The 14870-nt window shown below is 70.3% G+C and carries 13 protein-coding genes; 10 read left to right on the plus strand and 3 right to left on the minus strand.

Annotation, left to right across the window (positions count from 1 at the left end; translation table 11 throughout):
* Positions 1 to 116 precede the first annotated feature (116 nt).
* The 10 genes from uvrA (at position 117) to ACUY4T_RS02290 (ending at position 11508) form a co-directional block, all read left to right on the plus strand.
* Positions 117 to 3008, plus strand: a complete 2892-nt coding sequence (gene uvrA / locus ACUY4T_RS02245) for an excinuclease ABC subunit UvrA (RefSeq protein WP_446017258.1) — start codon at positions 117 to 119, stop codon at positions 3006 to 3008.
* A gap of 2 nt (positions 3009 to 3010) precedes the next feature.
* Positions 3011 to 4921, plus strand: a complete 1911-nt coding sequence (gene uvrC / locus ACUY4T_RS02250; RefSeq protein WP_446017259.1) for an excinuclease ABC subunit UvrC — start codon at positions 3011 to 3013, stop codon at positions 4919 to 4921.
* 46 nt (positions 4922 to 4967) lie between these two features.
* A complete protein-coding gene (gene rapZ, locus ACUY4T_RS02255; protein WP_446017260.1) occupies positions 4968 to 5840 on the plus strand; it encodes an RNase adapter RapZ in 873 nt (290 codons plus the stop codon).
* 43 nt (positions 5841 to 5883) lie between these two features.
* Positions 5884 to 6864: a DNA-binding protein WhiA gene (whiA, locus tag ACUY4T_RS02260; protein ID WP_446017261.1), complete on the plus strand. Its 981-nt coding sequence runs from the start codon at positions 5884 to 5886 to the stop codon at positions 6862 to 6864.
* A 160-nt stretch (positions 6865 to 7024) separates the two neighbouring features.
* The gene (locus ACUY4T_RS02265; protein ID WP_446017262.1) at positions 7025 to 7651 is read left to right on the plus strand and encodes a superoxide dismutase; all 627 of its coding nucleotides are present in this window, start codon (positions 7025 to 7027) and stop codon (positions 7649 to 7651) included.
* A gap of 96 nt (positions 7652 to 7747) precedes the next feature.
* Entirely contained in the window at positions 7748 to 8752 is a 1005-nt protein-coding gene (gene gap, locus ACUY4T_RS02270; RefSeq protein WP_446017263.1) for a type I glyceraldehyde-3-phosphate dehydrogenase, read from the plus strand.
* A gap of 11 nt (positions 8753 to 8763) precedes the next feature.
* A complete protein-coding gene (locus tag ACUY4T_RS02275; protein ID WP_446017264.1) occupies positions 8764 to 9978 on the plus strand; it encodes a phosphoglycerate kinase in 1215 nt (404 codons plus the stop codon).
* On the plus strand, positions 9969 to 10757 hold the full coding sequence (gene tpiA, locus ACUY4T_RS02280; protein WP_446017265.1) for a triose-phosphate isomerase: 789 nt from the start codon (positions 9969 to 9971) through the stop codon (positions 10755 to 10757). Before ACUY4T_RS02275 ends, tpiA begins: the two co-directional genes overlap by 10 nt.
* Positions 10758 to 10879: 122 nt before the next feature.
* Entirely contained in the window at positions 10880 to 11131 is a 252-nt protein-coding gene (secG, locus tag ACUY4T_RS02285) for a preprotein translocase subunit SecG (RefSeq protein WP_353814162.1), read from the plus strand.
* 11 nt (positions 11132 to 11142) lie between these two features.
* On the plus strand, positions 11143 to 11508 hold the full coding sequence (locus ACUY4T_RS02290) for an RNA polymerase-binding protein RbpA (protein WP_446017266.1): 366 nt from the start codon (positions 11143 to 11145) through the stop codon (positions 11506 to 11508).
* 81 nt (positions 11509 to 11589) lie between these two features.
* Here ACUY4T_RS02290 and pgl read toward each other — a convergent pair whose 3' ends face one another.
* Genes pgl through zwf form a run of 3 tightly spaced genes read right to left on the minus strand, consistent with a single transcriptional unit; the run spans position 11590 to position 14866 of the window.
* Positions 11590 to 12360, minus strand: a complete 771-nt coding sequence (gene pgl, locus ACUY4T_RS02295; RefSeq protein WP_446017267.1) for a 6-phosphogluconolactonase — start codon at positions 12358 to 12360, stop codon at positions 11590 to 11592.
* Complete coding sequence (locus ACUY4T_RS02300; protein ID WP_446017268.1) at positions 12357 to 13328, minus strand: glucose-6-phosphate dehydrogenase assembly protein OpcA; 972 nt, start codon at positions 13326 to 13328, stop codon at positions 12357 to 12359. Before ACUY4T_RS02300 ends, pgl begins: the two co-directional genes overlap by 4 nt.
* Positions 13325 to 14866: a glucose-6-phosphate dehydrogenase gene (gene zwf / locus ACUY4T_RS02305; RefSeq protein WP_446017269.1), complete on the minus strand. Its 1542-nt coding sequence runs from the start codon at positions 14864 to 14866 to the stop codon at positions 13325 to 13327. Before zwf ends, ACUY4T_RS02300 begins: the two co-directional genes overlap by 4 nt.
* Positions 14867 to 14870: the final 4 nt, after the last annotated feature.

Raw genomic sequence — 14870 nt, forward strand, 5'->3', positions numbered from 1 at the left:
ATCGCGGAGGCGACCGCGGAAGATGACGCGGTGCCGGGGGAGTCGCGCGACGGCCGTTCGCTCTCAGCGCGTGCGTTCCCGGCGATCGTGTCGGAGGGCGTTCGTACACTCGTAGGGTGCCAGTTTCACGTCTCGATGCCCATTCGCGCCTGAGTGTCCGCGGTGCCCGCGTCCACAACCTGCGCAACGTCGACGTCGAGATCCCCCGCGACGCGATGGTGGTGTTCACCGGCCTGTCGGGGTCGGGCAAGTCGTCGCTCGCGTTCGACACGATCTTCGCCGAGGGCCAGCGACGCTACGTCGAATCGCTGTCGGCGTACGCCCGGCAGTTCCTCGGTCAGGTCGACCGCCCCGACGTCGACTTCATCGAGGGCCTGAGCCCGGCGGTCTCCATCGACCAGAAGTCCACGAACCGCAACCCGCGCTCGACCGTCGGCACGATCACCGAGATCTACGACTACATGCGCCTGCTGTGGGCCCGCATCGGCGTGCCGCACTGTCCTGTGTGCGGCGAGCGCATCCAGCGCCAGACCGTCCAGCAGATCGCCGACCAGCTGATGGAGCTCCCCGCCGGCACGCGGTTCCAGGTGCTCAGCCCGGTCGTCTCGCAGAAGAAGGGCGAGTTCGTCGACCTCTTCCGCGAGCTGTCCGGCCAGGGCTACTCGCGTGCCGTCGTCGACGGCGAGGTCATCCGCCTCGATGAGCCGCCGACGCTGAAGAAGCAGGTCAAGCACGACATCTCGGTGGTGATCGACCGGCTCGTGGCATCCGACGAGGTGCTCGGGCGACTGACCGACTCGCTCGAGACGGCGCTGCGACTGACCGACGGCGTCGTCCAGATCAACTACGTCGACCGTGAGGGCGACGGTGCATGGCAGACCTTCTCCGAGAAGCTGAGCTGCCCCAACCAGCACCCGATCGCCCTGACCGAGGTCGAGCCTCGCACCTTCTCGTTCAACGCCCCCTTCGGCGCCTGCCCCGAGTGCTCGGGGCTCGGCACCCGCATGTCGGTCGACGAGGACCTGCTGCTCGGCGACCCCTCGCTCAGCATCAACGAGGGCGTCATCCTGCCGTGGACCTCGCAGGGCAAGAGCCTCTACAACTACTACGAGAAGCTCCTCAACGGGCTCGCGCGCGATCTGGGCTTCTCGCTCGACGCGCCCTGGGAGGAACTGCCCGTCGAAGCCCGTCATGCGGTCCTCCGGGGCGACAACTTCGAGGTCAAGGTGCGCTGGCGCAACCGCTACGGCCGCGAGATGAGCTACACCTCGGGCTTCGAGGGCGTCGTGCCCTACATCGAGCGGCAGTACCTGCAGGCCGAGACCGACGTGCAGCGCGCGCGATGGGCCGAGTACCTCCGCGAGGTTCCCTGCCCGGTCTGCCACGGCGACCGGCTGAAGCCCGAGGTGCTGGCGGTCCGCATCCACGACGCGTCGATCGCCGACGTGTGCCGGCTGAGCCTCCACGACGCCCGGGCGTTCATGGACCGCCTCCGGCTGACCGACCGCGAGCAGGCGATCGCCGCGCAGGTGCTGCGCGAGATCAAGCTCCGGCTCGACTTCCTGATCCGCGTCGGACTGAGCTACCTCGACCTCGCGCGCGCCGCCGGAACGCTCTCCGGCGGAGAGGCGCAGCGGATCCGGCTCGCCACGCAGATCGGCTCCGGACTCACGGGCGTGCTCTACGTGCTCGACGAGCCGAGCATCGGCCTGCACCAGCGCGACAACCGCCGGCTCATCGACACGCTGGTCGCGCTGCGCGACCTCGGCAACACGCTCATCGTCGTCGAGCACGACGAGGACACGATCCGCACCGCCGACTGGATCGTCGACATCGGCCCGGGCGCAGGCGTGCACGGCGGAACGGTCGTGCACAGCGGCAGCTACGCCGATCTCGTGGACAACCGCGCCTCCCTGACGGGCGACTACCTCTCCGGCCGGAAGGAGATCGCGATCCCCCCGACCCGGCGCGTGGTCGATCCGTCGCGCGTGATCACCGTCGAGGGAGCCCAGGCGAACAACCTCCGCGGGGTCGACGTCTCTTTCCCGCTCGGCACGCTCACCGCCGTCACGGGCGTGAGCGGATCGGGCAAGTCCTCGCTCGTCAACGACATCCTCTACCGGGTGCTGGCGAACCGACTGAACGGCGCCCGCAAGGTCCCCGGCAAGCACCGGCGCGTCACCGGCCTCGATCACCTCGACAAGGTCGTCCACGTCGACCAGGCGCCCATCGGCCGCACGCCGCGGTCGAACCCCGCCACCTACACCGGCGTGTTCGACCGCATCCGCACCCTCTTCTCCGAGACCGCCGAGGCGAAGGCCCGCGGGTACCTCCCGGGGCGGTTCAGCTTCAACGTGAAGGGCGGCCGCTGCGAGGCGTGCTCGGGCGACGGCACCATCAAGATCGAGATGAACTTCCTGCCCGACGTCTACGTCGCGTGCGAGGTCTGCGGCGGCCAGCGCTACAACCGCGAGACGCTCCAGGTGCACTACAAGGGCAAGAACATCGCCGAGGTGCTCGAGATGCCGATCAGCGAGGCGGCCGACTTCTTCGAGCCCATCTCCGCCATCCATCGCTACCTCAAGACCCTCGTCGACGTGGGCCTCGGCTACGTCCAGCTCGGGCAGAGCGCCACCACGCTCTCGGGCGGTGAGGCGCAGCGCGTGAAGCTCGCGACCGAGCTGCAGCGCCGGTCGAACGGCCGCAGCGTCTACGTGCTCGACGAGCCCACGACCGGCCTGCACTTCGAAGACGTCCGCAAGCTCCTCAAGGTGCTCGGCAAGCTGGTCGACAAGGGCAACACGGTGATCGTCATCGAGCACAGCCTCGACGTCATCAAGTCCGCCGACTGGATCGTCGACCTCGGCCCCGAGGGAGGGTCCGGCGGCGGCCAGGTCGTCGCCGTGGGCACCCCCGAGCAGGTCGCCGAGAACCACGACAGCCACACGGGCTACTTCCTGCGCGAGATCTTCGAGGCTTCGGCCGAGCCGGCCGTCGCCGTCGGCTGACGATGGCCGGCACCGTCCCGTACCGGCCGAAGCCGCGGGAGATCCCGACCGCGCCCGGCGTCTACCGGTTCCGCGATGCAGACCGCCGCGTGCTGTACGTCGGCAAGGCGAAGAACCTGCGCGCGCGGCTGTCCAACTACTTCGCTCCGCTCCGGACCCTCCACGAGCGCACCCGCCGGATGGTCACCACCGCCTCCTCCGTCGAGTGGACCGTCGTCGGCAACGACGTCGAGGCCCTGCAGCTCGAGTACACCTGGATCAAGGAGTTCGACCCGCCCTTCAACGTCAAGTACCGCGACGACAAGAGCTACCCGTACCTCGCGGTCACGCTCGCCGACGAGGCGCCCCGCGCGATCGTCACCCGTCGCCGCGGCATCCGCGGCGCACGGTACTTCGGTCCGTACCCGAAGGTCTGGGCCGTCAACGAGACGCTCGACCTGATGCTGAAGCTGTTCCCGATCCGCACCTGCAAGGACAGCGACTACAAGCGGGCGATGCAGACCGGCAAGCCCTGCTTCGCAGGCCAGATCGGCCGCTGCTTCGGACCGTGCTCGGGCCGCGTCACGATCGAGGAGCATCGCGTCAACGTCGAGCGCTTCGTGTCGTTCATGCAGAACCAGGACCGCCGCATCATCACCGACCTCACCCAGCAGATGCGCGAAGCCGCGGCGGCCCAGGACTACGAGACCGCGGCGCGCCGACGCGACCAGCTGCAGGCGGCCGAGCAGTTCTTCGAGAAGAGCACGGTGGTGCTGCGCGACCACGTCGACATCGACGTGTTCGGGATCGACCACGACGAGCTCGCCGCCGCGGTGCACCTGTTCATCGTGCGCGGCGGTCGCATCCGCGGCCAGCGCTCCTGGACGGTCGACACCGAGCTCGACATGGAGCTCGGCGACCTCGTCGATTCCGTGGTGCAGCACGCCTACGGCGACGACATCCGTCCGCCGGCCGAGGTCGTCGTGCCCGCGCTCCCCGACGACGCCGACGCGCTGGCGGACTGGCTGAGCGAGCGGGGCGGTCGGAAGGTGCGTCTGCGCGCGGCGCAGCGCGGCGACAAGGCCGCGCTGCTCCAGACGGCGACGCAGAACGCCCGCCAGTCCCTCCTTCTCTACAAGACCCGACGCAGCGCCGACTTCACCGCGCGCTCGCGAGCCTTGGAGGACATCCAGGAGGCGCTGGGCATGGATGACGCGCCGCTGCGCATCGAGTGCTTCGACGTCTCGCACCTCAGCGGAACCAACATCGTCGCCTCGATGGTGGTGTTCGAGGACGGGCTGCCGCGCAAGGACGAGTACCGCCGGTTCACCATCCCCGATTCCAGCGACGACACCGACTCGATCCACCAGGTGCTGACCCGCCGCCTGGCCTACCTCGCCGACCGAGCCGACGACGGAGGGGCCGGCGACCCGGACGAGGATCGGACCGATGCCTCCGCGACGGGCCGGCGCAAGAAGTTCGCCTACCGGCCGAACCTGCTGGTCGTCGACGGCGGCCAGCCGCAGGTCGCGGCGGCGGAGCGCGCGCTCCGCGAATCGGGCGTCGAGGGGATCGCCCTCTGCGGGATCGCGAAGCGGCTCGAGGAGATCTGGACGCCCGACTCGGACTTCCCGGTGATCCTCCCTCGGAACAGCGACGCGCTCTTCCTCTTCCAACGCATCCGCGACGAGGCGCACCGTTTCGCGATCACCCACCAACGGCAGCGCCGGAAGCGGGACATCTCGACCGTGCTCTCCGAGATCCCGGGTCTCGGGCCGGCACGCGTGAAGTCCCTGCTCACGTACTTCGGCTCGGTGTCGCGACTGCGCGCCGCCGACGAGGCCGCGATCGCCCAGGTGCCGGGCATCGGGCCGGCCCTCGCGGCGAGCGTGCGGGCGCGGCTGCGGGGCGACGCCCCCGATTCGGCCGACTAGGCTGGATGCTCCGGGGGGATCACGCACGGAAGGGAGCGCGGCGCGCATGACCGACGGCGAACGGCAGGAGATGCTCATCGTCACCGGGATGTCCGGTGCCGGACGTTCCACCGTCGCCGATGCGCTCGAGGACCTCGGCTGGTACGTGGTCGACAACCTGCCGCCCCAGATGCTCCGGCCCCTCGTCGACCTCGCCGAGCGGGCCGGCACGTCGCTCCCGCGCATCGCCGCCGTGGTCGACATCCGGGGCGGCGACTTCTTCTCCGAACTGCGCGAGATCCTGCAGGCGCTGCGCACGCACGCCAACGTGCGGGTGATGTTCCTCGACGCCAACGATGCCGTGCTCGTGCGCCGGTTCGAGTCGGTGCGTCGGCCGCACCCCCTGCAGGCCGACGGCACGCTGCTCGACGGCATCACCGCCGAGCGTGCCCGACTGGCGGAGGTCCGCGAGTCCAGCGACATCCTGGTCGACACGTCGGAACTGAACATCCACCAGCTCGCCAACGTCGTGACCGACACCTTCGCCGAGGCGGGGCGCGCGGGACTGCGGGTGACCGTGCAGAGCTTCGGGTTCAAGTACGGGCTGCCCGCCGACGCCGACCTCGTCGCCGACGCCCGGTTCCTCCCCAACCCGTTCTGGGACGAGCGACTGCGGCACCTCACCGGCGAGGACGCCGCCGTGAGCGACTACGTGCTCGAGCAGAACGGCGCTCGGGACTTCCTCGACGCGTACGTCCGTGCACTCGAGCCGGTGCTCGCCGGCTACCAGCGCGAGAACAAGCGGCACGCCACGATCGCCATCGGCTGCACGGGCGGCAAGCACCGCTCGGTCGCGATGGCGCGTGAGCTCGCCGCCCGGCTCCGGGCGCTGCCCGGACTCGCGGTCAGCGTCAAGCACCGCGACCTCGGACGCGAATGACCCGGCGCCCCGCGCCCCCACGAACCCAGGAGAGGACGACCACGTGGCCCTGACCGCAGAGGTGAAAGAGGAGCTGGCCAGGACCGAGGTGACCAAGACCGCGGTGCGAGCCGCGGAACTCGCGTCGGTGCTGCGATTCGCCGGAGGCCTCCACATCATCTCCGGACGGATCGCGATCGAGGCCGAACTCGATTCGCCCGCCATCGCCAGGCGCGTCACCCGCGACCTCGGCGAGCTCTACGGCGTCCGCCCCGACGTCTCGGTGATCAACGCCGCCGGCCTGCGGCGCACCAACCAGTACCTCGTGCGCGTGCTCGACGGCGGCGAGACCCTCGCCCGCCAGACCGGGCTGCTTGACGCCCGGCGACGCCCCGTCCGCGGACTGCCCAACAAGCTGACCACCGGGTCGCGCGACGACGTCGCGGCGGTGTGGCGGGGGGCGTTCCTCGCCCGAGGCAGCCTCACCGACCCGGGTCGATCGGCCGCACTCGAGGTGACCTGCCCGGGGAGCGAGACCGCCATGGCGCTCGTGGGTGCGGCCGGACGCCTCGGCATCTCCGCCAAGGCGCGCGAGGTCCGGGGCGTGCACCGCGTCGTCATCCGCGACGGCGAGGCGATCAGCAGCATGCTCGCCCTCATGGGCGCGACCGACACGGTCCGGAACTGGGAGGAGCTGCGCCAGCGCCGCGAGGTGCGCGCGACCGCGAATCGCCTGGTGAACTTCGACGACGCGAACCTGCGTCGCTCCGCGCAGGCGGCGGTCGCCGCGTGCGCCAGGGTCGAGCGTGCGATGGAGATCCTCGGCGACGACATCCCCGAGCACCTCCGCTACGCCGGGACGCTGCGCCTGGCCCACCGCGACGCGAGCCTCGACGAGCTCGGCCATCACGCCGACCCGCCATTGACGAAGGATGCCGTGGCCGGCCGCATCCGCCGCCTCCTCGCGATGGCCGACAAGCGCGCCGTCGAACTCGGGGTGCCGGGAACCGAGGCGAGCCTGCCCGCCGACCTCGACGTCGACTGAGCCGGGCGCGCCGCGTCGACCGACCCGGACCGGGTGCGCCGCGTCGACGGTCGAGGCCGTCAACCCCCGACATCCGCGCACGGCGCGGGCATAGGATCGAGGAGGCCGCGGTCCGCCGGGCAGACGTCCGGTGCACCCCGGCTGCTGACAAGGAGAAGCAATGGCTGACTACACCCTTCCCGAACTCGCGTACGACTACGGCGCGCTCGAGCCGTCGATCAGCGGCAGGATCATGGAGCTCCACCACTCCAAGCACCACCAGGCCTACGTGACCGGTGCGAACACCGCGCTGCAGCAGCTCGCCGAGGCGCGCGACTCGGACAACCTCGCGAACGTCAACAAGCTCGAGAAGGACCTCGCGTTCAACCTCGGCGGCCACGTCAACCACTCGATCTTCTGGACCAACATGTCGCCGGACGGCGGCGACAAGCCGACCGGCGACCTCGCCTCCGCCATCGACGACGAGTTCGGCTCGTTCGACAAGTTCCGTGCGCACTTCACGGCGACGGCGATGGGCGTGCAGGGCTCCGGCTGGGCCGTCCTCGCGTGGGACTCGATCGGGCAGCGCATGGTCATCGTGCAGTTCTTCGACCAGCAGGGCAACCTCCCGGCCGGCATCGTCCCGCTCCTGATGCTCGACGTCTGGGAGCACGCGTACTACCTCGACTACCAGAACGTCCGGGCCGATTACGTCAAGGCGTTCTGGAACATCGTGGACTGGGCGAACGTCCAGCAGCGCCTCCACACGGCGACTGAGAAGACCTCAGGGCTGCTGCTACTGTCATAACGCGGATGGTGTCCCCGGGCGCCGTCCGGGGACACCGCCGTCCGGTCAGATCCATCTCGAAGCGCGATCGCGCCCGTCACAACAGGGGAGACTCCCGTGTCCGTAAAGATCGGCATCAACGGCTTCGGCCGAATCGGCCGCAACTACTTCCGCGCCGCCCTGGCCCAGGGCGCCGACCTCGAGATCGTCGCGGTGAACGACCTCACCGACAACAAGACGCTCGCCCACCTGCTCAAGTACGACTCGATCACGGGCCGCCTCGACGCGACCGTCGACTACGACGACGAGCACCTCATCGTCAACGGCACCCCGATCAGGGCGTTCGCCGAGCGCGACCCCGCGAACCTGCCCTGGGGCGACCTCGGGGTCGACATCGTCATCGAGTCGACCGGGTTCTTCACCAAGGCGGCCGACGCGCGCAAGCACCTCGATGCCGGCGCCAAGAAGGTCCTGATCTCCGCCCCGGCGACCGACGAGGACGCCACGTTCGTGATGGGCGTCAACGAGGACTCGTACGACCCCGCGACGCACCACATCATCTCCAACGCGTCGTGCACGACGAACTGCCTCGCGCCGCTCGCGAAGGTCTTCAACGACGAGTTCGGCATCGAGCGGGGTCTCATGACCACCGTCCACGCGTACACCGCCGACCAGAACCTGCAGGACGGCCCGCACAAGGACCTCCGCCGCGCCCGTGCCGCCGCGATCAACATCGTGCCGACCTCGACCGGTGCCGCGAAGGCCATCGGCCTGGTGCTGCCCGAGCTCGTCGGAAAGCTCGACGGCTTCGCGCTGCGCGTGCCCGTCCCCACCGGTTCGATCACCGACCTCACCGTGACCGCCTCGCGGCCGGTCACCGTCGACGAGGTCAAGGCCGCCTACAAGAAGGCCGCCGAGGGTCCGCTGAAGGGCATCCTGAAGTACACCGAGGACCCGATCGTCTCGAGCGACATCGTCACCGACCCGCACTCGTCGATCTTCGACGCCGGTCTGACGCGCGTGATCGGCGACCAGGTGAAGCTCTCGGCGTGGTACGACAACGAGTGGGGCTACTCGAACCGCCTCGTCGACCTCACCGAGTACGTGGCCGAGAAGCTCTGAGGCGCGACGCAGTGACCCTCCGAACCATCGAGTCCCTGGGTCCGCTGGCCGGCACGCGTGTCGTCGTCCGCTGCGACCTCAACGTCCCCTTGAAGGACGGGGTCATCACGGATGACGGCCGCGTGCGCGCGTCGGTCCCGACCCTCACCGCGCTCGTCGAACAGGGTGCGAAGGTCATCGTCGTCTCGCACCTGGGCCGCCCCGACGGCGCTCCCGACGCGAAGTACAGCCTCGCGCCCGTGGCGACGCGGCTCGGCGAGCTGCTCGACGCCCCCGTGGCCTTCGCGTCGGACACCGTCGGCGAGGACGCTGCCGCGAAGGTGGCCGCGCTGGGCGACGGCGAAGTCCTCGTCCTCGAGAACCTCAGGTTCAATCCCGGCGAGACCAGCAAGAACGAGGCTGAGCGCACGGCGTTCGCCGGCCGGCTCGCCGAGTTCGCCGACTCGGTCGTCTCGGACGGCTTCGGCGTCGTGCACCGCAAGCAGGCGAGCGTCTACGAGCTCGAGCAGCTCCGGCCGAGCGCCGCGGGCCTGCTCATCGCGACCGAGCTCGACGTGCTCGACCGCCTCACCGAGAACCCCGAGCGCCCCTACGTGGTCGTGCTCGGCGGGTCGAAGGTCTCCGACAAGCTCGGCGTGATCGAGCACCTGCTTCCGCGCGTCGACGCGCTGCTCATCGGCGGGGGCATGCTCTTCACGTTCCTGGCCGCGCAGGGTCACAAGGTCGGCTCGAGCCTGCTCGAGGCCGACCAGATCGACACGGTCACGCGCTACCTCGCGGATGCCGCCGACCGCGGCGTCGACATCGTGCTGCCGACCGACGTCGTCGTGGCGGCGTCGTTCTCGGCGGAGGCCGAGCACGAGGTCGCGTCGGCCGACGCGATCGAGGAGACGCCCTTCGGCGACTCCGGGCTCGGCCTCGACATCGGGCCGGTGACCGCCGCGGCCTTCGCCGAGCGGATCCGCGGCGCGAAGACGGTCTTCTGGAACGGGCCGATGGGCGTCTTCGAGCTCGCCCCGTTCGCCGAGGGCACGCGGACCGTCGCCTCCGCGCTCACCGAGGTCGACGGCCTCAGCGTCGTCGGCGGCGGCGACTCCGCTGCGGCCGTGCGCCAGCTCGGATTCGACGACGACGCATTCGGACACATCTCGACGGGCGGAGGCGCGAGCCTCGAGTTCCTCGAAGGCAAGAAGCTCCCCGGACTGGAGGTCCTCGGATGGCAGTGAACCGCACCCCGTTCATCGCGGGCAACTGGAAGATGAACCTCGACCACCTGCAGGCGATCGCCTTCGTGCAGAAGCTGGCGTGGTCTCTGGCCGACGCGAAGCACGACGTCGCCGACGCCGAGGTCGCGGTGTTCCCGCCCTTCACCGACATCCGCTCGGTGCAGACCCTCGTCACCGCCGACGACCTGCCGATCGCCTACGGCGCGCAGGACCTGTCGCAGCACGACTCAGGCGCGTACACCGGCGAGGTGTCCGGCGCATTCCTGTCGAAGCTCGACTGCCGGTACGTCATCATCGGCCACTCCGAGCGGCGCACGCTGCACGGCGAGACCGACGCGGAGGTGAACGCCAAGGTGAAGGCAGCGCATCGCCACGGCCTCGTCCCGGTGCTGTGCGTCGGCGAGACGGCCGAGGACCTCGAACAGCACGGCGCGAGCGCCGTGCCGGTGTCGCAGCTCCGCGCCGCGCTCGACGGCGTCGACGCCGGCAAGGGCCTCGTGGTCGCCTACGAGCCCGTCTGGGCCATCGGATCCGGCACGGCGGCCACGCCCGACCAGGCACAGCAGGTGGCCGCCGCACTGCGCAGCGTGCTCGCCGAGCTCGCCGGCGACGAGCTCGCCGCGTCGACCCGGATCCTCTACGGGGGCTCGGTGAAGGCCGCCAACATCGCGTCGTTCCTCCGGCAGGCCGACGTCGACGGGGCGCTCGTCGGAGGCGCGAGCCTCGACCTCGACGAGTTCTCCAGCATCGTCCGGTTCAAGAAGCACGTGGGCGCCTGAGCCTCCGGCATCCGAGCCGTCCGCATCGCCCTGCCCGCCGCGCCGCGTAGGGCAGGCGATGCGGGCGGCTATACTCGACTGGCGGCATTCGACACTTGGTCATGCCCCGGAAAGGTTTCACCGTGGAGATTCTCCAGGTCGTCCTGCAGGTGCTGCTCGGCCTCACGAGCATCCTGCTCACGCTCCTGATCCTGCTGCACAAGGGCCGCGGCGGCGGGCTGTCCGACATGTTCGGCGGCGGCGTCACCTCGAACCTCGGTGCGTCCGGGGTCGCGGAGCGCAACCTGAACCGCATCACGATCGTCCTCGGACTCGTGTGGGTCACGTGCATCGTGGTGCTCGGCCTCATCACGAAGTTCGACGCCGGAATCTGACGGAGGTCACCGTGGCATCAGGCAACAGCGCCATCCGGGGTTCGCGCGTGGGCTCGGGCCCGATGGGCGAGCAGGACCGCGGCTTCCACGCCGACCGCGTCGCGGTCAGCTACTGGGATGCGCAGGGCAACGAGACGGTCCGGTACTTCGCGGCCAACCTGCCCGAGGAGGAGATCCCCGACGTCATCGACAGCCCGTCCACCGGCCTTCCTGCGGGCCGCGACAAGGACAACCCGCCCGCGGTGTCCAAGCTCGAGCCGTACAAGACGCACCTCGCGTACGTGAAGGAACGGCGCTCCGAGGAGGAGGCGGAGGCGCTCCTCGAGGAGGCCCTGCAGCAGCTCCGCGAGCGCCGCGGCACGCAGGCGAAGGACTGACGCGGCGCCGCGCCGCGGCGCCCCGCACACGACGAAGGCCACCCCCTCGGGGGTGGCCTTCGTCGTGTGCTCCGGGTCCCGCTAGTACTCCCGGGCGATGAGGGCGTCGGGCACCTCGGCCGCAGCGTCCCGGTCGATGAAGAACACCGTGCGCCGCCGGCCCTTGATGCCCGCGACGGGCACCTCGTCGCGACTCGCACCGGCGAGGGCCAGTCCGAGCGCGGAGGCCTTGTCGGCGCCCGCGAGCACCAGCCAGACCCGCTGCGAGGCGTTGATCACCGGGCGCGTGAGGCTGAGCCGCTCGGGCGGCGGCTTCGGCGACTCCCGGACGGCGATCACCGGGCGGTCGACCACCTGGATGCCGGAACGGTGGGGGAACAGCGAGGCGATGTGCCCGTCCGGACCGACGCCGAGGAACACGATGTCGAACACGGGGTGCGGGTAGCCGTTCGCCGAGAACCGGGCGAGCTCCGCCGCATACGCCTCGGCGGCGTCGTCGAGGGTGAGACCCGCGTCGGAGGCGGGGAACGGGTGCACGTTGTCGGACGGAAGGTCGAGCGAGTCGAGCAGCGCGTCGCGGGACTGCCGGTCGTTGCGGTCCGGGTGCCCCTCCGGCACCCAGCGCTCATCGCCCCACCAGAAGTGCACGCGGCTCCAGTCGATCGACTTGTGCGCCGGGGACTGACGCACCGCCTCGAGGACGGCGGCGCCCATGCTCCCGCCCGTCAGGACGACATGCACGACGTCCTGGTCGTCGAGCAGGTCCAGCACCTTGGTGATGAACCGGGCGGCGACCGCCCCTGAGAGGGTGTCCTTGTCGGGGTGGACGAGCACGCGGCGCTCGTTCGTCATGCGGTGACTCCTTCGTCGTCGGTGTCCCGGCCCGTGGCGATGAGCGACAGGCCGCTCGTGATCACCTCACCGTACAACTCATCCGGGTCGAGGCGGCGCAGCTCGTCGGCCAGGCAGTCGCGGAGGCTGCGCCGGGGGAGCGCGACATCGTGCACCGGCTGCCCGGGCTGCCGCAGCGTCGCCACGCCCGGCTGGTCGCGGACCAGTTCGACCGTGCCGCTCGCGCGGACGAGGTGCACACCGCGGATCCCGTGGGAGCCGTGCTCGAGGCCCATCAACGAGCAGTCGGTGGTCGCACCGAGTTGCATCGACAGCCACGCAGCCAGGAGCGTGGTCGACGGGGAGTCGATCGAGCCGGACACGCGCACGGCGGTGACCGACTCGTACGGCGGCTGGTCGAGCACGGCCGCCAGCTGCGCGCGCCAGAGGGTGAGCCGCGTCCACGCGAAGTCCGCGTCGCCCGGCCGGTAGTTCTCGGCGAGCGCGTGGAGCGCGGCCTGCGGGTCGGGCTGCGCCGAGGCGTCCGTGATGCGCCGCTGCGCGATGCGACCGAGCGGGGCGTCGCCGGGCACGTCGGGCGCGTCGCCGGGCCACCAGGTGACGACGGGGGCGTCCGGCAGGAGCAGCCCCATCACCAGGCTCTCCTCGTCGTCGGCCGCGTCGCCTCGGGCGCGGAGGATGATGACCTCGCTCGCGCCGGCGTCGCCGCCGACGCGGATCTCGGCGTCGAGGCGGCTCTCGGTCGCCCGGTCCGCCGCGTCCGGCGCGGCCGACACCACGATGACGCGCATCGGATGCTCGCGCGAGGCGTCGTTCGCCGCCTCGATGGCCTCCTCCTCGCCGTCCTGGCTGGTGGCGATCACGAGGGTGAGCACGCGGCCGAGCGCGACGACGCCGCCCTCTTCCCGGATCTTCACCAGCGTCTTCGAGACCTGGCTGGTCGTGGTCTCGGGGAGTTCGATGATCATGGGCGCCTCCACGTGCGTCCGTCGCGGGCGAGGAGGTCGTCGGCCGAGGACGGACCCCACGAGCCGGGCCGGTACTGCTCCGGCTGTCCCTGCGTGGCCCAGAACTCCTCGATCGGGTCGAGGATCTTCCAGGACAGTTCGACTTCCTCCTGACGGGGGAAGAGCGGCGGATCGCCCAGCAGCACGTCGAGGATGAGTCGCTCGTAGGCCTCCGGGCTGGCCTCGGTGAAGGCGTGGCCGTAGCCGAAGTCCATCGTCACGTCGCGCACCTGCATGCCCGCGCCCGGCACCTTCGAGCCGAAGCGGATGGTCACGCCCTCATCGGGCTGCACGCGGATGACCAGGGCGTTCTGCCCGAGCTGGGAGGTCTGGCTGTCGGCGAAGACCTGCTGCGGTGCCCGCTTGAACACGACCGCGATCTCGGTCACCCGGCGCCCGAGTCGCTTGCCGGCACGGAGGTAGAACGGCACGCCGGCCCACCTGCGGGTGCCGATCAGCAGCTTCATGGCCGCGTACGTCTCCGTCTTGGAGTCCGGATTCATGCCGTCCTCGTCGAGGAAGCCCACGACCTTCTGGCCGCCCTGCCATCCGCCGGAGTACTGCCCCCGCGCGGTCGCCGTGGCGAGGTCCGTGGGAAGCCGCACCGCGCGCAGGATCTTCTCCTTCTCCGACCGCAGGTCGGCGGCGTCGAACGAGATGGGCTCCTCCATCGCGGTGAGCGCCAGCAACTGGAGGAGGTGGTTCTGGATCACGTCACGCGCCGCGCCGATGCCGTCGTAGTAGCCGGCCCGGCCGCCGACGCCGATGTCCTCGGCCATCGTGATCTGCACGTGGTCGACGAAGTTCGCGTTCCAGATGGGCTCGTACAGCTGGTTGGCGAACCTGAGGGCGAGGATGTTCTGGACGGTCTCCTTGCCGAGGTAGTGGTCGATGCGGAACACCGAGTCGGGCGGGAAGACCGACGCCACGACCTCGTTGAGCTCGATGGCCGACTTCAGGTCGGACCCGAACGGCTTCTCGATGACCACGCGGCGCCACTGGCCGTCGCGCTGGACGGTGAGGCCGGACCGCTTGAGCTGCTCCGTGACGACGGGGAACGACTTCGGCGGGATCGACAGGTAGAACGCGTGGTTGCCCATGGTGCCGCGTTCGCGGTCGAGTTCCTCGACCGTCTCCCGCAGCCGTTCGAACGCTTCGTCGTCGTCGAACGCGCCCGGCACGAAGCGGATGCCGCGGGCGAGCTGCTGCCACACGTCCTCCCGGAACTCGGTGCGCGCGTACTGCTTCACCGAGTCGTGCACGACCTGCTCGAAGTCCTGGTCCTCCCAGTCGCGGCGTGCGAACCCGACCAGTGCGAAGCCGGGGGGCAGCAGCCCCCGGTTGGCGAGGTCGTACACCGCGGGCATGAGCTTCTTGCGAGAGAGGTCGCCCGTGACGCCGAAGATGATGAGGCTCGACGGTCCGGCGATCCGGTTCAGGCGGTAGTCCTTCGGCGATCGCAGCGGATTGTGCGTCGCCGTGATCTGGGCCGGCTGCATGGAG

Source organism: Agromyces arachidis (genome assembly GCF_052805135.1).